Consider the following 21311-nt stretch of genomic DNA (forward strand, 5'->3'; position numbering starts at 1 on the left):
CCGACGACACCACCTATGGGGTGATCCGGTGCGTCGTGAGGAGGACACGCGCGGTAGCCTCCACCGAAGGTGAGCCCGGTCGCACCATAGAGGTCGGCCCGTCGGGGGAGGAAGTCCGGACATGCGACTCGCGGTGGTTCCCGGTGACGGCATCGGGCCCGAGGTCATCGGCGAGGCCCTGAAGGTCCTCTCCGAGGTCGCTCCGCAGATCGAGTCCACCCAGTACGACCTCGGCGCCGCGCGGTGGCACTCCACCGGTGAGCTGCTGCCGGAGTCGGTGCTGACCGAGCTCCGCGAGCACGACGCGATCCTGCTCGGCGCGGTCGGCGACCCGTCGGTGCCCAGCGGCATCCTCGAGCGCGGCCTGCTGCTGCGCCTGCGCTTCGAGCTCGACCACCACGTGAACCTGCGTCCGGCCCGGCTCTACCCCGGGGTCCGCGGGCCGCTGTCGGCCCAGGCGGAGATCGACCTCGTCGTGGTCCGCGAGGGCACCGAGGGCCCGTACGCGGGCACCGGTGGCCTGCTCCGCAAGGACACGCCGCAGGAGATCGCCACCGAGGTCAGCATCAACACCGCGTTCGGGGTGGAGCGGGTGGTCCGCGACGCCTTCACCCGCGCCTCGAACCGCCCCCGCCGCAAGCTGACGCTGGTGCACAAGACGAACGTCCTCACCCACGCCGGCTCGCTGTGGTCGCGCGTCGTCGAGGAGGTCTCGCTCGAGCACCCCGAGGTCGCGGTCGACTACCAGCACGTCGACTCCACGACGATCCACCTGGTCATGGACCCGTCGCGCTACGACGTGATCGTCACCGACAACCTGTTCGGCGACATCCTCACCGACCTCGCGGCCGCGGTCACGGGGGGCATCGGGCTCGCGGCGTCGGGCAACCTCGACGTCTCGCGGGCCAACCCGAGCATGTTCGAGCCGGTCCACGGCTCCGCGCCCGACATCGCCGGCAAGGGCATCGCCGACCCGACGGCGGCCGTGCTGTCGGTGGCGCTGATGCTCGACCACCTGGGCGAGCCCGAGCTGGCTCGCCGGATCGAGGCCGCGGTGGCGTTCGACCTCGCCACCCGCGACCACCAGAACCCGGGTGGCACCTCGGCGGTCGGCGACCGCCTCGCCGCCCTGGTCTCCAGCGCCGCCGGGACCCGCTCGCTCGCGTAGCACCGCTCCGTGTCCCGCCGGAACCTCGACGACCTCCTCGCCCTGCTCTGGGGCGTGGGGGGCGTCGTCGTCGCGGGCTACCTCCTCCATCTCGCACTGGGCCCCGGGAGCCTCGAGGGCTCGCGGCTCCCGCTCGTCGGGCTCGCCGCCGTGGCGCTGATCGGGTTCTCGATCGTTGCGGTCCGGCACGCCCGACGGGCCCGCGAGACCCGCGCGGAGCAGGACTCGGGCCCGGTCCACGGGTGGCGCGTCGGACCCCGCACCGGGTCGGCACCGGAGAGCGGGCCGGCACCGGTGACCGGGCCCGCACCGGAGACGATGACTCCGATCGAGCCCCCCGAGCTCTCCCCGTCGGGCCGGGCCGAGCTGGCGCGCATCGTCGGGATCGCGGACCGGGCCGGACTGTTCGCGCCGCGGGCCCCGCGGCCGGTCGACCTGATGGAGACCACGGCCGACCACGGGGAGCCGGTGACCCTGCAGGCGGTCCTGGGCGGCATCGGGGAGGCCGCGTACTGGCGCCCCGGGTTCCGGCCCGAGGACCACCTCGGGGCGCTCGCCTTCCACGACTCCCAGACCGAGCAGTTCGCCGACACCCTCACCGAGCAGGTCGAGGACCTCGCCCGCCTCGTCGGCGACGCCCTGCCCCTGCGGCTCCTCGAGGTCGAGGCCACCCTCGAGGGGCGGACGCACCTGCGCCTGCAGGTGGGCGAGGACGAGCGCACGCTCGACTACCTCGGCCACATCAAGGCCCTGAGCACCGTCCTGCACGCGACGGTGGCGCGGGCCCTGCGCGAGGCGCACCCGGAGGGACCGCGGCTGGCGTGGCTGTGGGCGGACCAGGGGGTGTGGCTCGCGGCGCTGCGCACGACCACCGTCGAGGCCCTCAACGCCGACTTCGGCCGGGCGCTCGAGGACCCCTGGCAGTGGGTCGACGAGCAGCCGCCGACGGCGGCCGGGGACGTGATCCGGCGGCACCGCGGCCGGGGATAGGGTGGGCGACCGTGCGTCTCGCCCGGATCTCCCACGCTGACGGTGTCTCCTTCGTCGCCCTCCAGTCGCCCACCGCCGCCGGGGGTGAGCCGACCGCCGGCGACATCGCCGCGGAGATCGCGGAGCACCCGTTCGGCGACCCGACCTTCACCGGGCGGACCTGGCCGCTCGCCGACGTCCGGCTGCTCGCGCCGATCCTGCCGTCGAAGGTCGTCTGCATCGGGAAGAACTACGCCGAGCACGTCGCCGAGATGGGCGGCGGGGACGCCCCGGCCAACCCGCTGATCTTCATGAAGCCCTCGACGAGCGTCATCGGCCCCGGGCTGCCGATCCAGCGGCCCGCCGACTCCGAGCGGGTCGACTACGAGGGCGAGCTCGCCGTGGTGATCGGCCGGCCGTGCCGCGACGTCCCGGAGGCGCGGGCGAAGGACGTGATCCTGGGCTACACCGTCGCGAACGACGTCACCGCCCGCGACCTGCAGTCGGCCGACGGGCAGTGGACCCGGGCGAAGGGCTACGACTCGTTCTGCCCCCTCGGCCCGTGGATCGAGACCTCGCTCGACCCGTCCGACCTCGCGATCTCCACCGAGCTCGACGGCGCGACCGTGCAGTCGTCGCGCACCAGCATGCTGATCCACGGGATCGAGAAGCAGATCGCCTACATCAGCCGCGTGATGACGCTGCTGCCCGGCGACACCATCCTCACCGGCACCCCGGCCGGGGTCGGGCCCATGGTCGACGGGCAGACCGTCTCGGTGACCGTCGAGGGCATCGGCACGCTGACCAACCCGGTGCGCGACCGGTCGACGTCGTGAGCAGGAAGCGGGGCGGCGAGGCCGAGTCGACGTCGCAGGACTGGGTGGCGACGCTCGCCGACGACGTCGTCGCAGCCCACAAGGAGATCGATGGGGCCGACCCCGACCGGACGATCGTCTGCGCCTCGGGTCTCAGCCCGTCCGGCCCGATCCACCTGGGCAACCTGCGCGAGGTCCTCACCCCGCACCTCGTCGCCGACGAGATCCGCCGCCGCGGCATCGCCTGCGAGCACCTCATCTCGTGGGACGACTTCGACCGCTTCCGCCGCGTCCCCAAGGGCGTCGAGGGGATCGACGACTCGTGGGCCGAGCACATCGGCAAGCCGCTCACGGCCGTCCCCGCGCCGCGCGGCAGCGAGCACCCGAACTGGGCCGAGCACTTCAAGGCCCCGATGATCACGGCGCTGGAGACCCTCGGGGTCCCGTTCCGCGGCATCAGCCAGACGCAGATGTACACCTCGGGCGCGTACGTGGCGCCGACGCTGCTCGCGATGCGCGAGCGCTCGCGGATCGACGCGGTGCTCGGGCGGTTCCGGACGAAGAAGACCCTTCCCGACGATGCCGAGGCCGAGGACGGTCCCGACGACGAGGCCGTCGGGTCGGCCACGGGGGAGTACTTCCCCTACAAGCCGTTCTGCGGGACCTGCGGGCGCGACGACACCACGATCGTCGCCTACGACGACGACTCCACCGAGATGACCTTCACCTGCGCCTGCGGGTCGTCGGAGACGGTGCTGCTCTCGGAGTTCACCCGCGGCAAGCTCGTGTGGAAGGTCGACTGGCCCATGCGGTGGGCCTTCGAGGGCGTCGACTTCGAGCCGAGCGGGGTCGACCACTCCTCGCCGGGCTCCTCCTACGAGGTCGGCGGCCTGCTCGTCTCCGAGATCTTCGGGGGGCGGCAGCCGATCGGCCCGATGTACGCCTTCGTCGGGATCTCCGGGCAGGCGAAGATGTCGTCGTCGAAGGGCGGTGTGCCGACTCCGGCCTCGGCGCTCGAGGTGTTCGAGGTGCCGCTGCTGCGCTGGCTCTACGCGCGGCGCCGGCCCAACCAGGCGATCAAGGTCGCGTTCGACGCCGAGCTGCAGCGGCTCTACGACGAGTGGGACGCGATGACGCGCAAGGTCGCCGCGGGCACCACCGGGGCGATCGAGACCCTCGGGCACACCCGCGCGGTGTCGACCTCCGAGCGGACGCTCCCGACGACGCCGCAGCCGGTCTCGTTCCGCACGCTCACCTCGGTGGTCGACGTGACGACGGGCGACCCGCAGCAGCTGGGCCGCATCCTCACCGGCCTGGTGTCGAGCGACCCGGAGGAGCCGGTCACCCTCGACGACCTGCGCCCGCGCCTCGACTGCGCCGAGCAGTGGGTCGAGCACTACATGCCCGAGGAGGCGCACACCCGGCTGCTGCCCGCGCCCGACACGGCGCTGCTGGGCTCGCTCGACGAGACCGACCGCGAGTCGCTGCGGCTGCTGCTCGACGGGCTCGAGCAGGACTGGTCGCTCGAGGGACTCACGACCCTCGTCTACGGAGTGCCCAAGCAGCAGGCCGGGCTGCCGATGGACACCCAGCCGACCGACGAGCTCAAGGCCGCCCAGCGCCGGTTCTTCGTGCTGCTCTACCGGCTGCTCGTCGGGTCGGACACCGGACCGCGGCTGCCGACGCTGCTGCTCGCCGCGGGCGGTCCCCGGGTCCGTGAGCAGCTCGGGGAGGACGTCGCCCCGTAACGTCCAGAGCGGGATCGTCTAGTGGACGATCTGTCACCCCATCCCGCCGAGGAGCTCCGGGGCGGGCCTCACCGGCTGACGACCGCCTCGTCCGGGACCTCCAGCACGAGGGTGGCGGAGCCCCGTGCGCACTGACCCGTGCCCCGACACGGATCAGTGCTCACGGGTGCTCACCTCAGGAAGCTGCCCAGGACCCCGCCCACTCCACCCACGCCGGCCTCCTGGCCGGACCCGCTCCCGGCGATCGCGTCGACCGGGATCTCCTCGCTCGGCTGGACGATGACGAAGCCGCGCCCGCCGAAGGCCATGGTGAAGGCCTCGCCGGTGGTCTTCCCCATGAGCGTCCGGAGCCCGAACTGCTCGGCGTGGTGCACCCCGACCTGCAGGCCCGCCGACCAGGCGATCGCGGCCTGCGGGTCGGCGTAGGTGGGCGCGTCGACGGTCAGCACGACGGGGGAGCCCTTGCAGGTGATCGCGAGCCGGCCCCGGCCGCGGAACACGCAGTTGAACAGGCCGGCCCCGCCCATCGACCCGGCCCCGGAGACCATCTGGATGTCGTAGGAGAGCGACGAGTCGAAGGCGAGGACGTTCCTGCCGTTGATGGTCAGGGCGTCGTCGGGGCCCTCGAGGTCGATCAGGTGCACGTCGGCGGCCGCGTTCGCGAGGAACACGTCGCCGCGCCCGCTGACCTTCATCAGCGGCACGCCCTCGCCGGTGAGCTTCTGCTTGACGAAGTTCCCGAGGCCGCCGGACCCCGTGGCCTCGAAGCGCACGTCGCCCTGGTAGGCGACCATCGAGCCCTGGCGGGCCATCGCCTCGCCGTTGAGCTCGATCTTGAGCATCTTCGAGTTCTGCAGCCGCAGCCCCGGCTGCGCCGACTCCTGCTCCTGGTTCTCGGGGGCGAAGAGGTTGCTGCGCACGTCGGTCTCCTGATCACTCGCGGTGTCTGTCACCGGGACGGTCGGACGAGATCGATTCTCGTGCGGACCCGCGCGGTCAACGAGGGGGAGAACCCCCGGAGTTCCCGGGGGTGGCCCCCGGGATCCCGGCGCTCAGCGGGGCGACGCGTAGACCACCACGTTGTCCTCGTAGGAGCGGATCGAGCGGTCGAACGCCCCGCCGCAGGTGATCAGGCGCAGGCTCGGGCCGGCGGTGGGGCCGTAGACGGCCTGGGTGGGGAAGGCGTCCTTGTCGACGGTCTCCACCCGGTCGACCGCGAAGCGGGCCACGGTGCCGTCGCTGCGGGGGACGTCGATCGGGTCGCCGGGCTTCAACGTGCGCAGGTTCCAGAAGACGCCGGGGCCGCGGTAGGAGTCGACGTGCCCGACGAGCACCGCCGGGCCCGAGTCGCCGGGGGCCGAGCCGCCCGAGTACCAGCCGACGTCGTCCGGGGTGTCCGGCGCCTGCAGCTCGCCGTCCCGGTCGAGGCCGAGCTTCCCGACGGCGGAGGCGTCGATGCCCGCGTCCGGCACGACGAGGCCGGTGGGGCGGATCGGGCTGGTCGGGGCGCCCCAGGACGGCAGGGCGGGTGCCGCCGGGGCTGCGGACACGGCGGGCGCGGCCGGGGCGGGCGCGGGGCGGGCCTGCAGCGGCACCAGGGCGCCGGCCATGCCGCCGAAGCCCGCGGGGTCGCCGCCGCGGGGGAGCGGCGGGCTGGATCCCGACGACGAGGGCGGTGCGGTGGACGGCCGCGGGGCGGCGGTCGTCGTGGGCGCCGGGGAGGTAGTCGGTGCCGGGGTGGTGGTCGGAGCCGGAGTGGTGCTCGTCGGTGCCGCCGCGGCGGGAGGAGGGGAGGCGGGCGCGGCCGGAGCAGCAGGCGCCGGTGACGCGGGTGCCGGCGGAGCTGCGGGCGCGGGGGAGGCGGGAGCGGCCGGGGCAGGGGCGGCCGGAGCCGCAGGTGCGGCGGGGGCCGGAGCGGCCGGTGCGGGAGCCGCCGGGGCCGGAGCGGCCGGGGCGGGAGCAGCAGGGGCGGCGGGCGCGGCGAAGAGGGCCGCCGCGTCGGGCACCGCGGCGACGCTGAGCGCGCCCTGCGGGTCCCGCGTGACGACGACCGTGTTCACCGACGTGCTCGACACCGGCAGCGTCGTCCGGGCGGTCTCCCCGGAGCTCGTCGTGACGTCCATCGTCCAGGACCGGGCGTCGACCAGGGCGTACGGCGAGCTCGACCCGTAGAAGACGCCGGAGGCGATCGGGCCGCCGCCCTGGGCGACGACGGTCATGGGCCCGACGTTCGCGGCGGCCGACACCACCCGCACGTAGGCCTTGCCAGGAGCGGCGGGCTGCGTGCCGTCGTCGAGGACCTCGGCCTGCACGGTGGCGCCGGGGCCGACGTCGGCGAAGGCCGCGGTCTGGGCCGACCGGACCCCGACCTCGACGTTCGCGGTCAGGGCGGGCGGTGAGCCCGGGTCGGCACCGGCCGGCCGGGCCGCGAGCGTGTAGACGCCGGGGGAGGCGGTGAGGTAGCCCGAGACCGCGCGGTAGCCGACGTCGGAGGCGACCTTCGTCGACGGCAGGCCGGGCCCGCTGACGTACATGTCGACGACACCGGTCGACGGGGAGAGGTGCGCGACGCGCAGGACGCCCTGGTCGCCGCGGGGCGGGGCGGTGAGCTGCGCGGGCAGGAGCGCGGGCGCCGGGCTGGTGACCGCGAGCGGCACGAGGGCGCGCGGCGCCACGACCGGCATCGGCCTCGCGAGCGGGAGCTGCAGCGCGGACGGCACCGAGGACAGCGCCCGCAGGGGGACCAGGCCGCCCGGCGCCGGGGTCACCGCCCGCAGGGGCACGAGGCCGGACGCGGACGCGGCCACCGGGGGCGTGCCGAGCGACGGGACCGACACCGACGGGACCGCGACCGGGCCGACCTGCGCCGACCCCACCGACACCGACGGGGCGCGCACGGCGCCGACCTGAAGGGGCGCGGCCTCCGCGGGCGCGACCCGGACGGCGGGCACCTGCGCGGACCCGAGGTCGATCGACGGTGTGCGGGCCACGCCGAGGTCGGCGGCGGGGACCCGGACGGCCGGGAGCTGCACGGTGGGGGTGGAGACCGACGGGAGCGCCTCGACGGCGGGCGCGGCCTCGAGGGTGCGGCGCAGCACGGTGCCGGACGACTCGCGGGACGACGACCGCGGCGAGTCCGAGGCGGAGGACGAGGAGGCACCGTCGGAGTCGGAGTCGGAGTCGGAGTCGGAGTCGGAGTCGGAGTCGGAGTCGGAATCGGCGTCGGAGGAGGACGAGCCGGAGTCGGAGGACGAGGAGTGGTCGTCCGAGCTGTCGTCCGAGCTGCTCTTGCCGGAGCTGCCGTCGTCCGACCCGGTGACGCGGGAGACGAGGTCGGAGAGCGGCGAGCCGTCGTCGGAGTCCTCGTCGGCGGCGACCGTGACGACCTGGCCGGCGGCGAGGATCGTCGGGGCGGGGGCCTGGTGGCACAACGCGGTGCCGATCCCGAGCGTGGACACGACGGCCAGGACGGTCGCTGCGCTCGTGGACTTCTTCACGCCGTGCTCCCTCGGACGGTGGTGCTGAGCCGAACAGGTGTCCCTCATTCGAGGAACGACGCCGGACGGTTCACGTGACGCGACCACGCGTCGGCACTCCGGTGTGACGTCCGGCGCGCCGCGGCGGGGACGGGCACGATCACCGGCATGGCCGCTCCCCGTGCGCTCCCGCTGGAAGGCGTCGTCGTCGTGTCCTGCGAACAGGCCGTGGCGGCGCCGCTCGCGACCCGTCATCTCGCCGACCTCGGCGCTCGCGTCATCAAGGTGGAGCGCCCGGGCCGCGGCGACTTCGCCCGCGACTACGACACGGTGGTCGGCGGCCTCTCGAGCCACTTCGTCTGGCTCAACCGGTCGAAGGAGTCCGTGACGGCGGACCTCAAGGACCCCGACCAGCTCGCGCGGGTGAAGGAACTGATCGCGGGCGCGGACGTGTTCGTCCAGAACTTCGCGCCCGGGGCGGCCGAGCGGCTGGGCCTCGGCGCCGACGAGCTTCGTCGGGACCACCCGCGCCTGATCCACGCGAGCATCTCTGGCTACGGCTCCACCGGCCCGTACCGCGACGCGAAGGCCTACGACGCGCTGATCCAGGCCGAGACCGGGCTGATGTCGGTGACGGGCACCGAGGAGTACCCGGCGAAGGCCGGCATCCCGGCCGCCGACATCGGGGCCGGGATGTACGCGTTCTCCGGGATCCTCGCGGCGCTCTACGACCGGGAGCGCACCGGCGAGGGCACGACGTTCGAGGTCAGCCTCTTCGACGCCCTGAGCGAGTGGATGGGCTTCCCGCTGCACTACGCGGCGGGCAGCGGGAACGCGCCGGTGCGGGCCGGGACGAGCCACGCCGCCATCGCCCCCTACGGCGCCTTCGCCACGGGCGACGGGCAGGAGGTGGTGCTCTCGATCCAGAACCAGCGGGAGTGGCAGCGCTTCTGCGAGACCGTCCTGCGCGACGCCTCGATCGCCGACGACGAGCGGTTCGCCACCAACTCCGACCGGGTGGCGAACCGCCCGGCCCTCGACGAGGTGATCGACGGGGTGCTGCGCGACCTCACCGGCGACCGGTTCGTCGAGCGCCTCGAGGAGGCGGGGATCGCGAACGCCCGCCGCCGCACGCTCGACCAGGTGCTCGAGCACCCGCAGCACGAGCAGCGGGGGCGGTTCGTCGAGGTCGGCACCCCGAACGGGACCGTCCGCACGCTGCTGCCGCCGATCACCTTCGCCGACGGGCGGGTGCCGCGGATGGACCCGGTGCCCGACGTCGGCCCGGAGGTCTGACCCGCCGGGCCGCGGGCATCGTCGGGAAGGGCTACTCGGCCTCCTCCACCTCGATCCCGAGCGGCCGCGTGCGCGCCCACACCAGGAAGATCACCGAGACGACGACGAGGCCGATGCCGGTCCAGAGGTTGACCGCGGTGCCGGCGGCCCGGGCGAGCTGCTCGGGGCCGTCGAGCAGGCCGCGGATCACGAGGACGACGCCGTAGACGCCGAGCAGGCCGGCGATGACGTAGCGGAGGTCGAACAGCCGGGCCATGCGGCTGCCGGTCACCACGGTGTCCTGCGGCCGGCCGGGCTCGAGGGGCTTGCTCATGGCTGACGCTCCCGGTTCAGGCGAAGAGGATGTTGAGGACGACGGTCAGGACGAGCGCGACGCTGCCGAGCAGCACCGGCTTGCGGTACCAGACCTTCTCCTTGGGCTGGCGCAGCGTCGGGACGACGCCGTCGGCGCCGGGGACGCCGTAGACGATGCCCGCGAGCCGCTCGGGCTCGGGCTTCGCGGTGGCGAGCGAGACGAGCACGGTGACGATCAGGTCCACGAAGAACGCGGCGCCGGCCTGGTAGAAGGTCACCTCGATGTCGGAGCCGAAGGTCAGGGCCCCGGACTGCGCGCCGATGAAGATCAGGGTGCCCGCGACGACGCCCGAGGCCAGGCCCGCGAAGCCGCCCCAGCCCGTGGTGCGCTTCCAGAACATGCCGAGGATGAAGGTCGCGAAGATCGGGGCGTTGAAGATCCCGAACAGCGACTGCAGGTAGGTCATGATGTTGTTGAACGACGAGGCCAGCAGTGCCGTGAAGATCGCGATGACGACGCCGCCGACCGTCACCAGCCGCCCCGCGTTGAGGTAGTACCGGTCACTGCGGCCCTTGGCGAGGTAGGGCTGGATGAGGTCGTAGGTGACGACCGTGTTGAGCGAGCTGACGTTGGCCGCCACGCCCGCCATGAACGAGGCGAACAGGCCGGTGATGGCGATGCCGAGCACGCCCTCGGGCAGGAGCTGGCCCATGAGGGCGGGGATCGCGTCGTTGTACTCGAGGCCGCCGGAGTCGGAGTTGCCGAAGTTCGGGATGGCGATGAGCGCGACGAGGCCGGGGATGATCGTGACGGCCGGGATGAAGAGCTTGGGGAACGCGGCGATGAGCGGGGTGCGCTGGCTCGCGCTTCGGTCCTTGGCCGAGAGGGCGCGCTGGATCTCGGCGAAGTTCGTCGTCCAGTAGCCGAAGGACAGGACGAAGCCGAGGCCCAGGACGATGCCGATCCAGTTCGCGCCGATCGGGTTGGTGACGTCGCCGACGCCGGTGCCCTGCCAGGCGTGCAGGCCGCCCTCCCCGAGGGTGGAGGCCTCGACGCGGCGGGTGAGCTCGCCGAACCCGCCGACCGAGCGCACCGCGACGACCGCGAGCGGGATCAGGCCCGCGAGGATGACGAAGAACTGCAGCACCTCGCCGTAGATCGCCGAGCCGAGCCCGCCGAAGCCGATGTAGACGAGGACGACCGCGGCGGAGACGACGATGCCGAGGAACTGCGGCCAGCCGAGCAGGGCGTTGAGGACGATCGCGAGGGCGTAGAGGTTGACCCCGGCGATGAGCACGCTCGCGACCGCGAAGACGACGGCGTTGAGGACGTGGGTGTAGTTGCCGAACCGCAGGCGCAGGAACTCCGGCACCGACCGGACCTTCGAGCGGTAGTAGAAGGGCATCATCACGATGCCCAGGAAGACCATCGCCGGGATGGCGCCGATCCAGTAGTAGTGCACGGTCGCGACGCCGTACTGCGCGCCGTTCGCGGCCATCCCGATGATCTCGGTGGCGCCCAGGTTGGCGGCGACGAACGCCAGGCCGGTGACCCAGGCGGGGAGCGAGCGCCCGGCGAGCAGGAAGTCGGCGCTGGTGCCGACGGCGCGCCGCGCGACGACGCCGATGCCCAGGACGACCACGAAGTAGAGGGCCAGGAGCGTGTAGTCCAGCCATCCCGGATTCAGGCGCAGCATCGCGACCCCTCGGTGCGAGTCGGGGTTCCGTGAAGGTTCCCGTGAACGTTATCGTAAGCTCGCGCACACTGTGGTACCGCTGGTGGTCGCGCGTCAAGTGGGTGTGAAGTGGCGACGTGGAGGGGCGGTCGATGGAGACGTCGGGCGAGGGCGAGCCGATCCGTACCGGGTCCGATTGTGACGTCGAGTGTCAGCATGGCCGCAGTGCTGACACCGTGATCGAGCCCGAGCGACTCCCCGACGGCCGGGCGATCACCTACTTCTCGGCGGGGACGACGTGAGCGAGCGCCGCTACGACCCCACCCACGACGAGTGGGTCACCTTCGCCACGCACCGGCAGGACCGCACCTACAAGCCGGCCACCGCCGACTGCCCGCTCTGCCCCACGCGCCCGGGCGGACCGGAGACCGAGATCCCGCGCGAGCACTTCGAGATCGCGGTGTTCGACAACCGGTTCCCGTCGCTGTCGACCACCCCGCCCGCGCCCGACGTCGCGGGCACCGACCTCGTGCCGGTCGAGCCCGCCTACGGCCACTGCGAGGTCGTGGTCTTCACCGAGGACCACGACGCCACCCTCGCCTCGGTCGGCGAGGCGCGCATCCGGCTGCTCGTCGACGCCTGGGCGCACCGGTTCGCGGCGCTCGCCGACGACCCGCGCGTGCAGTACGTGCTGCCGTTCGAGAACAAGGGCGAGGCGGTGGGCGTGACGCTGCACCACCCGCACGGCCAGATCTACGCCTACCCCGACGTCCCGCCCCGGCCCGCCCGCGAGCAGCGTGCCGCCGCCGCCCACCGCGGGCGCACCGGTCGCTGCGTGTTCTGCGACGTCGTCGCGCAGGAGATCGGCGGGCCCCGGGTGGTCGTCGAGGGCAGCCACTTCCTCGCCGGGGTCCCGCCGTGGGCGCGCTTCCCCTACGAGGTCGACATCTGGTCGCGCACGCACGTCGGCACGCTGCCCGGGCTCGACGCCGCCGCCCGCGACGACCTCGCCCGCGTCCTGGCCCGCGTGCTGGCCGGGTACGACGCGTTCTTCGGGTTCCGGACGTCCTACCTGCTGGGCATCCACTCCGCGCCGGTCAACGTCGACGACGACGAGCGCGCCCTCGGGCACCTGCACCTCGAGATCTGCCCGCCGCACCGGGGCGGGGGCAAGCTCAAGTACCTCGCGGGCTCGGAGACCTTCGGGGGCGCGTTCCTCACCGACGTCGCCCCCGAGGTCGCCGGCGAGCGGCTCCGCGCCGCCGCGAGCACCGCGGACGTGCCCGCGTGAGCGCCGAGCAGGCCCGGGACGCGTTCCGCGAGGCCCACGGGCGCGACCCCGAGGGCGTCTTCTCCGCGCCCGGCCGGGTCAACCTCGTCGGCGAGCACACCGACCACAACGAGGGCCACGTCCTGCCCTTCGCCATCGACCGCCGCACGTGGGTCGCCGCCGGGCGGCGCGACGACGAGCTGGTCACCGTCCGCTCGGACGACCCGGGCACCGAACCGGTGAGCCTCGTCGTCGGGACCCTCCGCAGCGCCACCGGCTGGGCGGCGTACCCGCTGGGCACGCTGTGGGCGCTGCAGCAGGAGGGCGTTCCCGACGACGAGGGCTGGGACCTCGTCGTGCACGGTGAGGTCCCGCTGGGCGCGGGCCTGTCGTCCTCGGCGGCTCTCGAGAGCGCGGTCGCGCTGGCGGTCGACGAGCTGACCGGCGCCGACCTCGGCCGGCCGGCGCTGGCCCGGGCCGGACGGCGGGCGGAGAACGACGTGGTGGGCGCGCCGGTGGGGATCATGGACCAGGCGGCGTCGCTGCTGTGCCGCGAGGGCTCGGCGCTGCTGCTCGACTGCCGGTCGATGGCCACCGAGGACGTCGCGCTGGGGTTCGAGGAGGCCGGGCTCGTCGTGCTGGTCGTCGACTCGCGCGTGCGCCACGACCTCGCCGACGGCGGGTACGCCGACCGGCGCGCCTCGTGCGTCGCCGCCGCCGAGGCGCTGGGGGTGCCGGCGCTGCGGGACGCGACGCCCGACGCGGTCGAGGCCCTGGCCGACGACACGCTGCGGCGCCGGGCCCGCCACGTGGTCACCGAGGAGGCGCGGGTCCACGAGGTGGTGCGCCTGGTGGGCTCCGGGCGCCCGGTGGCGGTCGGTCCCGTGCTGGCGGCCTCGCACGCCTCGCTGCGCGACGACTTCGCGGTGTCGGTGCCCGAGGTCGACGTGCTCGTCGACGCCGCGGTCGGGGCCGGGGCGGTGGGCGCGCGCATCGTCGGGGGCGGGTTCGGCGGGTCGGTGCTCGCGCTGGTCCCCGCCGAGGCGGTCGACGCCGTGGGCCGGGCGTGCCGGGCGGCGGCGCTCGGGCCCGAGCCGACGGTGCGTGAGGTCGCGCCGGCGGCCGGGGCGCGGCGAGACCTCTAAGGTCGGTCGTCGTGGACTCCGGGTCGTTCGTCCGAGTCACGATCGACGACGTCGCCCGGGCGGCCGGGGTGTCCCGCCAGACCGTCTCGCGGGCGATGAACGGCAAGGGCGACATCAGCGCGGCGACCCGCCGCAAGGTGCTCGCGACGATCGAGGAGCTCGACTACCGGCCCTCGGCGTTCGCGCGCGGCATGCGCACCCAGCGGGCCGGGACCCTCGCGCTGGTGCTGCCCGACATCGCCAACCCGTTCTTCCCCGCCGTCGCCCGCGGGGTGTTCGACGCCGCCGCGGCCCGGGGGCTCGCCGTGGTCGTGCACAACACCGACGCGGACGCCGCCGCGGAGGCCGAGGCGACCCGGGCGATCGTCGACGCCGGCGCGGCGGGCGCGATCGGCTTCTTCGAGGCCCTCGACGACGCGTCGCTGAGCGCGCTCGGCCGGCGGGTGCCGCTGGTGGTCGCCGACCGTCCCTCACCGGACGACCAGGTGGCCTCGGTCCGGTCCGACTTCCCCGCCGGGACCCGCGCCGCGGTGGAGCACCTGTTCGCGGCGGGGCACGCGCGGCTCGGGATGCTCGACGGGGCGGTGCAGAACAAGCCCGAGCGCCGCCGGACGTTCCTCGAGGTCCTGACCGAGCACGGTCACCCCGACCCGGCCGGCCACGTCGTCACCGCCCCGCCGACGGTCGCCGGCGGGACCGCGGGGGTCCGGGACCTGCGGGCCCGCCACCCGGAGATCACCGGGGTGTTCGCGTTCAACGACCTGCTCGCGATCGGGGCCCTGCGCGCGGGGGAGGGGGTCGCGGTGGTCGGCTACGACGACATCATGATGGCCGCCCTGCTCGACCCCCCGCTGACCACGGTGCACACCGACAAGTACGAGCTCGGCCGGACGCTGGTCGAGGTCCTGGGCCGCCGCCTCGACGGCCACCCGCCCGAGCACCGGGTGCTGGCGCCGCGGCTGACGGTGCGCTGAGCGCTCGTGAGCACTAGTCCGTGCCCGGACACGGATTACTGCTCACGAGTGTTCACCTCGACGACGATCATCAGCGCCGTGAGCACGAGGGTCCCGACGGCGATGGTCGACAGGGCCGCGTCGAGGGGGAGCGCGATGGTGAGGAGGCCGACGAGCAGGGCCGGGAGCCCGGCGCCCAGGAAGAAGGCGGAGTAGACGGCGGCGGCCGTGCCACTGGCCCGCCCCGGCGGGGCCGTCGTGGCGACGACGGTGGTCGCCCCGCTGTAGAGGAGCCCGTTGGCGAGCCCCGCGACGACGCAGGCGATCAGCACCGCGACGAGGGAGTTCACGCCCGGCGCGAGGACCACGAGCGACACGGCCAGGGCGACCAGGCCCACGAGCTGGGCGCGGCGGGGCCCGAGGCGGGTCACCGCGGGGACGGTCAGCGTCGAACAGACCAGGAGCGCCGCGGCGAGCCCTCCCGCCGCGAGCGGGTCGCGGAGGCCGAGGAAGCGTTCGGCGACCGAGGAGATCAGCCCGAGGAAGAGGCCGACCACGGCCCAGCCGAGGAAACCGTTCACGGCCGCGACGACGAGGGCCCGCCGAACGGTGCCGGTCATCCCGGTCCCGCCCCCGGGGGCCTCCTCCACGGTCACCGGCCCCGGCGCGGGGTCGCGCACGGTCCTGAGCCCGAGGAACACGACGCCGAGCAGCACGACGGCCACCCCGAAGGGGGCGACGCCGGGACCCGGGCCGAAGCGGGTGAGCGCGCCCCCGAGGACGGGGCCCAGGCCGGTGCCGAGGATGAACACCGCCGCCGACACCAGACCGGCGCGCACCTTGTCCGCGCCGCTGGTCGCCACCGCGACCCCGGCGCCGGTGATGACGGCGAGCGCGAGGCCGTAGGCGACCCGACCGGCGATCAGCCAGCCGGTGCTCGCCGCGAGGGCGAGGGCGACCGAGCCGGCGGCGGCCACGAGGATCCCGCCGCGCATGACCCGCCGCGGCGACAGCCGGTCGCCCAGGGGGCCCAGCAGGAACACCGCGGGCACGCTGACCAGCGGGTACACCGCATAGATGACCGTCAGCGTCGCGTCGCTGAAGCCGAGCTGTGCCTGGTAGGCGGGGTAGAGCGGGCTCGGGATACCGGCGCCGGCCGCGCCCAGGGCGAGCAGCGCGAGCGCCCACCCCCGGGCGGACCGGGACGGCAGCCGGGAGGTCGTCGAGGCCTCCGTCTCGCAGGGCGGGGACGCGGCGGCGCTCATGACCATGACGATGCGTGGGTGCGGGTGTTAGCACCAGCGCACGCTTCTTCACCGAGCACGTAGCATCGCTACGTGATCGACCCGCGCCTGAGGACGCTGCAGCTCGTGGCCCACCACGGCTCGGTCAGCGCGGCGGCCCGGGCGCTGCACTTCACCTCGTCCGCGGTGTCGCAGCAGCTGCGCGGGCTCTCCGACGACCTCGGGGCGACGCTGGTGCGTCAGGTCGGCCGGCGCATGGAGCCCACGGTGGCCGGACGGATCCTGCTGCGGCACACCGAGGCGCTGCACGCCCGCGCCGAACTCGCCCGCGCGGAGCTGGCCGGGGTCCAGGACTCCCCGGGCCGGATCGGGCTGTGCGGGTTCTCCACCGCCGCGGCGAGGTTCCTCGTCCCCACGGCCGCCGCGCTGCGCGAGCAGTTCCCCGGGTCGGTGATCCAGGTGGTGGAGGCGGAACCGGCCCGCTGCATCGACCTGCTGCTCGCGGGCGACTGCGACCTCGCGCTGCTCGTGGTCGACGACCGCGTCCCGCCCGAGACCGACCGGCGCTTCGAGCAGCACACCGTGCTCGACGACCCGCTCGACCTCGCCGTCCCGGTGGGGCACCACCTCACCACCCGGTCCGAGGTGACCCTGCGCGACGCGGCGTCCGAGCCGTTCATCACCTGCCTTCCCGACAGCGCGTACCACCGCCTCACGCTCGCCGCCTGCCAGGCCGCCGGCTTCCGCCCGACGGTCGCCCACTACGCCGACGAGTGGGACACCGGCACCGCGCTGGTCGCCCACGGCTTCGGCATCTTCATGCTGCCCCGGCTCGCCCCGGTGCACCCCGGGACCGACGTGGTGCGCCTGCGCCTCACCGGCACGGCGGCCCCGGTCCGGCGGATCGTCGCCATGACCCGCGCGGGCGGGGCGGCGCAACCCGTGATCGACCATGCGCTGCGGTCGATCACGGGCCTCGCCGGGTCGATCCCGGTGTAGCCGCCCGCCCTCAGGCCGGGACGCGCGCCCACACGGTGAGGCCGAGGTCCCCGGAGGCCTGCGGGGCGAGCCCCTCCGGCCCGTCGCCCTCGGTCACCGCCACCGCGAGGCACTCGGTGGCGAGGGTGTCGGAGCCGTTCCGGATCGCGGTCGCGGTGTCGGCGCGGCCCGCGGTCCACCACAGCTCGATCCGGTCGGACACCTCGAAGCCCAGGCGCTTGCGGGCGTCCTGGACGAAGCGCAGGACGTCGCGCAGCAGACCGGCCTCGCGCAGCTCGTCGGTCAGCTCGGTGTCGAGCCCCACCGACAGCCCGCCCTCCGAGCGCACGGCCCAGCCCTCGCGCGGCGTCTCCGACACCAGGATCTCGTCGCCGGACAGCTCGACCGGCGCCCCGTCGAGGGTCACCGTCAGCACCCCGTCGACCGGGGCGTCGGTGGAGGCCTTCACGGCGTCGGCCACCGTGGGGGTCTGCTTGCCGAACCGCTTGCCCAGCGCGCGGTAGTTGGGCTTGACCTCGATCTCGACGAGGTCGGAGCCCGCGGCCTCGACCCGCGCCACATTGAGCTCCTCGGCGATCTCGGCGAGGAGCTCCCGGCCCTGATCGGTGTCAGCCAGGTCGCCGAACCCGCGGGCCGAGACGACCGCCCGGGAGAGCGGCTGGCGGGTGCGGACCCCGCTGGCGGCGCGGGTGGAACGGCCGAGCTCGACGACGCTGCGGACCAGCGCCATCTGCGACCGCAGCCGCTCCTCCTCGTCGGGAACGTTCCTGACCTCGGGCCACGGCGCGAGGTGCACCGAGTCGGGCGTGCCCTCGGGCAGGCCCACCCCGCCCTCGCCCTGCAGCAGCGTCCAGAGGTAGTCGGTGGTGAACGGCGTGAACGGGGCCATCAGGCGGCTGACCGTCTCGACGCACTCGTGCAGGGTCGCGAGCGCGGCCGGGTCGCCGTTCCAGAAGCGGCGGCGCGAGCGGCGGACGTACCAGTTCGACAGGTCGTCGACGAACGCGACGATCGCGCGGCCCGCGCGGCTGGAGTCGAAGTCGTCGAGCGCGGAGGTCACCTCGGCGACGGTCGCCCGCAGCTCCCCGAGGGCCCACCGGTCCATCGCGGTGCGCTCGGACGGTGCCGGGTCGGACGGCGTCCAGCCGGCGGCGTTCGCGTAGGTGACCAGGAACGAGGCGGTGTTCCAGTAGGTCAGCAGGACCTTCCGGACGATCTCCCGGAGCGTCTCGTGGCCCACGCGCCGGTCGACCCACGGGGAGCCCTGCGCGAGCATCAGCCAGCGCACGGCGTCGGCGCCGTGGGTGGAGAACAGCTCGAACGGGTCGAGGACGTTGCCGAGGTGCTTGCTCATCTTGCGGCCGTGCTCGTCGAGCAGCAGGCCCAGGCACACCACGTTCTCGTAGGACGACCGGTCGAACACCAGCGTCCCGATCGCCATCAGCGAGTAGAACCACCCGCGCGTCTGGTCGATCGCCTCGCAGATGTACTGCGCCGGGTAGGCCGCCTCGAACTCGGCCTCGTTGCGGTGCGGTGCGCCCCACTGGGCGAACGGCATGGCGCCGGAGTCGTACCAGACGTCGATGACGTCGGGGACCCGACGCATCGTCCCCGTACCGCTCGGGGCGGGGAAGGTGACGTCGTCGACGTAGGGGCGGTGCGGGTCGAGGTTCGAGAGGTCCTCGCCGGCGTAGGAGCCGAGCTCGGCGAGCGATCCCACGACGACGATCTCCGCCGGGTCGGCGTCGTTGCGCCAGACCGGCAGCGGCGTGCCCCAGTAGCGCTTGCGCGAGAGCGCCCAGTCGACGTTGTTCTCGAGCCAGGCGCCGTACCGGCCGTGCTTGATGTGCGGCGGGTACCAGTTCGTGCCCTCGTTCTCGGCGAGGAGCCGGTCGCGGATCTCCGTGGTGCGGATGAACCAGCTGGGCAGCGCGTAGTAGATCAGCGGCGTGTGGCAGCGCCAGCAGTGCGGATAGGAGTGCTCGTACTCCTCGGCGCGGAAGAGCACGCCGCGCTCCCGGAGGTCCTCGACGAGCGTGGGGTCGGCGCCCTTGAAGAACAGGCCGCCGACCAGCGGGACCTCGTCGAGGAAGTGCCCGTCGGAGCCGATCGGGTTGACCATCTCCAGGCCCTCGGCGCGCGCGACCTGGTGGTCCTCGGCGCCGAAGGCGGGGGCCATGTGGACGAGGCCGGTGCCGGCGTCGGTGGTGACGTGGTCGCCGTGGACGATGCGGAAGGCGTCGCCGAAGCGCCCGGCCTCGAGCAGCTCGAAGGGCCGCGTGTAGTGCGAGCCGATGAGCTCCTGGCCGGTCAGCCGTGCGCTGATCTCGGCGTCCTCGCCCAGGACGTGCCCGACGAGGTCCTCGGCCAGCACCAGGTCGGGTCCGTCGGTGCGGGCCACCCGGACGTAGGTGACGGTCCGCTCCACGGCGACCGCGGTGTTCGACGGCAGCGTCCAGGGCGTCGTCGTCCAGACCAGCAGGTCGGCCCCGGCCCACGGTCCGTCGGTCAGGGGGAACCGGACGTAGACCGAGGGGTCGACGTCGTCCTCGTAGCCCTGGGCCACCTCGTGGTCGGACAGCGGCGTCTCGTCGCGCGGGCAGTAGGGCGTGACGCGGTGGTCCTCGACCAGCAGGCCCTTGTCGTGGATCTGCTTGAGCGACCACCAGACGCTCTCGACGTAGCGCGGGGCCATGGTCAGGTAGGCCTCGTCGAGGTCGACCCAGTAGCCCATGCGCTCGGTCATCGCGGCGAAGGCGCTGACGTTGCGCAGCGCCGACTCGCGGCAGGCGGCGTTGAACTCGGCGATGCCGTAGCGCTCGATGTCGCTCTTGGACGTGAAGCCGAGCTCCTTCTCCACGGCGAGCTCCACCGGCAGCCCGTGGCAGTCCCAGCCGGCACGACGAGGCACGTGGTACCCGCGCATCGTCCGGAAGCGGGGGAAGAGGTCCTTGAAGGCGCGGGCCTCGACGTGGTGGGTGCCGGGCGTGCCGTTCGCGGTGGGCGGGCCCTCGTAGAAGATCCAGGGCTCGCCCTGGGCCGTCTGCTCGAGCGACCGGCGGAAGACGTCGCGCTTGTCCCAGCGCTCGAGAATCTCCTGCTCGATCGCCGGCAGGTCGACGCTGGCGGGCAGGGGGGCGAAGCTCGGGCTCACGGATGTCCCTCGGTGGAGTGCGCTGGTGACCTGCCAACTTTACAGAGCCGCGTCCGGGCCCCGACCGGGCACGTGACCTGCGCGGATGCCGTGACCCGTGGGGGGTGCTCGAACCCGGTCGGCGGTGTTCGGTACAGTTGTCGGCGTCGCCGGACGGACTGCATGGTCACGCCCGGTGACGGCCATGGGGTATGGTGTAATTGGCAACACGGCTGATTCTGGTTCAGTTGTTCTAGGTTCGAGTCCTGGTACCCCAGCTGCGGGCAACGCCCCGGCGATCTTGTAGGGTTGCCAACGTTGTTCCTCCTAGGGCCCCGTCGTCTAGCGGCCTAGGACGCCGCCCTCTCAAGGCGGTAGCGGGGGTTCGAATCCCCTCGGGGCTACGCAAGCGCCGTGATCCGCACCGGGTCACGGCGCTTCGTCGTTCCCGGGGTCCCTACGGCTCCACGAACACCGACGGGACGTCGACCTCGTCGAACCAGAGGTAGGCCAGCAGCGCCGGCCGCTCGCCCGTCGCCATCGCGTGCGGCTGCCAGGGCGCGTGGTGGATCAGCTCGCCGGCGGGCTCGTCGACCCAGCCCTCGCCGTGGTCCCAGCGGATCGCGCCGAGCGGGAGGTAGTACTCCTCGGCGGGGTGGTGGTGGGCGCGGTAGAGCACCTCCGGACCGAGCAGGACGAGGCCGAGGACCAGGTCCTCGTCGCCGCGCAGGGAGGCGTGTGCGTAGCCCGCGAAGAGCGCCTCGCCGGCGGCGTAGGAGGCCGTCCGGGTCCACGCGGCCCGCGACCCGAGGAGCCCGACGGCCCGGGCGAGCTGCGGGTCGACCTCGTCGGCGACCCGCGCGACGGCCTCGTCGAGGTGCGCCAGGACCGGCAGGTCGGGCGGGGTGTCGGCCAGCTGCGGCGCCCCGCCGAGGCTCGCCACCGCCATCAGCTCGGCCATCGCCGCGCGGCGGCCCAGGGCCGCGACGAAGCGGGCGGTCAGGGCGTCGACGGCCGGGCCGGGGGCGGTCACGGGGTCTCACGGTGACGCGGCACCCGGTGATCCTGGCAGTGCGCGCAAGCCGTCGGGAGGCGGACACGAACGGTCCGCCTCCTGCGGCAGGC

The 21311-nt window shown here is 73.9% G+C and carries 16 protein-coding genes and 2 tRNA genes; 11 read left to right on the top strand and 7 right to left on the bottom strand.

Annotation, left to right across the window (positions count from 1 at the left end):
- The first annotated feature begins 121 nt into the window (after positions 1-121).
- Genes ACFPBZ_RS04320 through lysS form a run of 4 tightly spaced genes read left to right on the top strand, consistent with a single transcriptional unit; the run spans position 122 to position 4700 of the window.
- A complete protein-coding gene (locus tag ACFPBZ_RS04320; protein ID WP_378034767.1) occupies positions 122-1168 on the top strand; it encodes a 3-isopropylmalate dehydrogenase in 1047 nt (348 codons plus the stop codon).
- A gap of 9 nt (positions 1169-1177) precedes the next feature.
- Entirely contained in the window at positions 1178-2158 is a 981-nt protein-coding gene (locus tag ACFPBZ_RS04325) for a hypothetical protein (RefSeq protein WP_378034768.1), read from the top strand.
- An 11-nt stretch (positions 2159-2169) separates the two neighbouring features.
- Positions 2170-2973, top strand: coding sequence for a fumarylacetoacetate hydrolase family protein (locus ACFPBZ_RS04330; RefSeq protein ID WP_378034769.1), 804 nt, complete (start codon positions 2170-2172; stop codon positions 2971-2973).
- Positions 2970-4700, top strand: a complete 1731-nt coding sequence (gene lysS / locus ACFPBZ_RS04335; protein WP_378034770.1) for a lysine--tRNA ligase — start codon at positions 2970-2972, stop codon at positions 4698-4700. The genes ACFPBZ_RS04330 and lysS overlap by 4 nt, the downstream gene beginning before the upstream one ends.
- Before the next feature lie 170 nt (positions 4701-4870).
- On the opposite strand, the gene ACFPBZ_RS04340 is transcribed toward lysS, so the two are convergent.
- Together ACFPBZ_RS04340 and ACFPBZ_RS04345 are read right to left on the bottom strand one after the other, a co-directional pair.
- A complete protein-coding gene (locus ACFPBZ_RS04340) occupies positions 4871-5620 on the bottom strand; it encodes an AIM24 family protein (RefSeq protein WP_378034771.1) in 750 nt (249 codons plus the stop codon).
- Positions 5621-5752: 132 nt separating this feature from the next.
- Positions 5753-8197, bottom strand: coding sequence for a class F sortase (locus ACFPBZ_RS04345; RefSeq protein ID WP_378034772.1), 2445 nt, complete (start codon positions 8195-8197; stop codon positions 5753-5755).
- A gap of 147 nt (positions 8198-8344) precedes the next feature.
- Between ACFPBZ_RS04345 and ACFPBZ_RS04350 the strand changes: the two genes are divergently transcribed.
- Positions 8345-9472, top strand: coding sequence for a CaiB/BaiF CoA transferase family protein (locus tag ACFPBZ_RS04350; RefSeq protein ID WP_378034773.1), 1128 nt, complete (start codon positions 8345-8347; stop codon positions 9470-9472).
- Between the two features lie 31 nt (positions 9473-9503).
- Here ACFPBZ_RS04350 and ACFPBZ_RS04355 read toward each other — a convergent pair whose 3' ends face one another.
- Both ACFPBZ_RS04355 and ACFPBZ_RS04360 read right to left on the bottom strand, forming a co-directional pair.
- Positions 9504-9785 carry a hypothetical protein gene (locus ACFPBZ_RS04355; RefSeq protein WP_378034774.1) on the bottom strand — a complete coding sequence of 94 codons (282 nt, stop codon included), beginning with the start codon at positions 9783-9785 and terminating at the stop codon, positions 9504-9506.
- 16 nt (positions 9786-9801) lie between these two features.
- The gene (locus ACFPBZ_RS04360; RefSeq protein ID WP_378034775.1) at positions 9802-11463 is read right to left on the bottom strand and encodes a sodium:solute symporter family protein; all 1662 of its coding nucleotides are present in this window, start codon (positions 11461-11463) and stop codon (positions 9802-9804) included.
- Positions 11464-11740: 277 nt separating this feature from the next.
- Here ACFPBZ_RS04360 and galT point away from each other — a divergent pair, with 277 nt between their 5' ends.
- From galT to ACFPBZ_RS04375, 3 genes are read left to right on the top strand one after another with little or no spacing between them, the layout of a single operon-like run.
- Positions 11741-12733, top strand: coding sequence for a galactose-1-phosphate uridylyltransferase (gene galT, locus ACFPBZ_RS04365; protein WP_378034776.1), 993 nt, complete (start codon positions 11741-11743; stop codon positions 12731-12733).
- Entirely contained in the window at positions 12730-13857 is a 1128-nt protein-coding gene (gene galK / locus ACFPBZ_RS04370) for a galactokinase (RefSeq protein WP_378034777.1), read from the top strand. The genes galT and galK overlap by 4 nt, the downstream gene beginning before the upstream one ends.
- An 11-nt stretch (positions 13858-13868) precedes the next feature.
- Positions 13869-14831, top strand: a complete 963-nt coding sequence (locus tag ACFPBZ_RS04375) for a LacI family DNA-binding transcriptional regulator (RefSeq protein ID WP_378034778.1) — start codon at positions 13869-13871, stop codon at positions 14829-14831.
- A 35-nt stretch (positions 14832-14866) separates the two neighbouring features.
- On the opposite strand, the gene ACFPBZ_RS04380 is transcribed toward ACFPBZ_RS04375, so the two are convergent.
- Entirely contained in the window at positions 14867-16075 is a 1209-nt protein-coding gene (locus ACFPBZ_RS04380) for an MFS transporter (RefSeq protein ID WP_378034779.1), read from the bottom strand.
- A gap of 72 nt (positions 16076-16147) precedes the next feature.
- Here ACFPBZ_RS04380 and ACFPBZ_RS04385 point away from each other — a divergent pair, with 72 nt between their 5' ends.
- Positions 16148-17053, top strand: coding sequence for a LysR family transcriptional regulator (locus tag ACFPBZ_RS04385; RefSeq protein WP_378034780.1), 906 nt, complete (start codon positions 16148-16150; stop codon positions 17051-17053).
- 10 nt (positions 17054-17063) lie between these two features.
- Here the strand turns inward: ACFPBZ_RS04385 and ileS are convergent, their stop codons facing one another.
- Complete coding sequence (gene ileS / locus ACFPBZ_RS04390) at positions 17064-20207, bottom strand: isoleucine--tRNA ligase (RefSeq protein ID WP_378034781.1); 3144 nt, start codon at positions 20205-20207, stop codon at positions 17064-17066.
- Positions 20208-20392: 185 nt separating this feature from the next.
- Here ileS and ACFPBZ_RS04395 point away from each other — a divergent pair.
- Together ACFPBZ_RS04395 and ACFPBZ_RS04400 are read left to right on the top strand one after the other, a co-directional pair.
- Positions 20393-20464, top strand: a tRNA-Gln gene (locus ACFPBZ_RS04395).
- 53 nt (positions 20465-20517) lie between these two features.
- Positions 20518-20590 (top strand) — tRNA-Glu (locus ACFPBZ_RS04400).
- A gap of 53 nt (positions 20591-20643) precedes the next feature.
- On the opposite strand, the gene ACFPBZ_RS04405 is transcribed toward ACFPBZ_RS04400, so the two are convergent.
- A complete protein-coding gene (locus ACFPBZ_RS04405; RefSeq protein ID WP_378034782.1) occupies positions 20644-21219 on the bottom strand; it encodes a dimethylsulfonioproprionate lyase family protein in 576 nt (191 codons plus the stop codon).
- Between the last annotated feature and the right edge of the window lie 92 nt (positions 21220-21311).

Source organism: Actinomycetospora atypica, from assembly GCF_042653685.1.
Taxonomy (GTDB): Bacteria; Actinomycetota; Actinomycetes; order Mycobacteriales; family Pseudonocardiaceae; genus Actinomycetospora; species Actinomycetospora atypica.

Coding starts and splice junctions, on each gene's coding strand:
- ACFPBZ_RS04320 (WP_378034767.1), top strand. CDS start 122: ATGCGACTCGCGGTGGTTCCCGGTGACGGCATCGGGCCCGAGGTCATC.
- ACFPBZ_RS04350 (WP_378034773.1), top strand. CDS start 8,345: ATGGCCGCTCCCCGTGCGCTCCCGCTGGAAGGCGTCGTCGTCGTGTCC.
- ACFPBZ_RS04355 (WP_378034774.1), bottom strand. CDS start 9,785: ATGAGCAAGCCCCTCGAGCCCGGCCGGCCGCAGGACACCGTGGTGACC.
- ACFPBZ_RS04360 (WP_378034775.1), bottom strand. CDS start 11,463: ATGCTGCGCCTGAATCCGGGATGGCTGGACTACACGCTCCTGGCCCTC.
- ACFPBZ_RS04380 (WP_378034779.1), bottom strand. CDS start 16,075: ATGAGCGCCGCCGCGTCCCCGCCCTGCGAGACGGAGGCCTCGACGACC.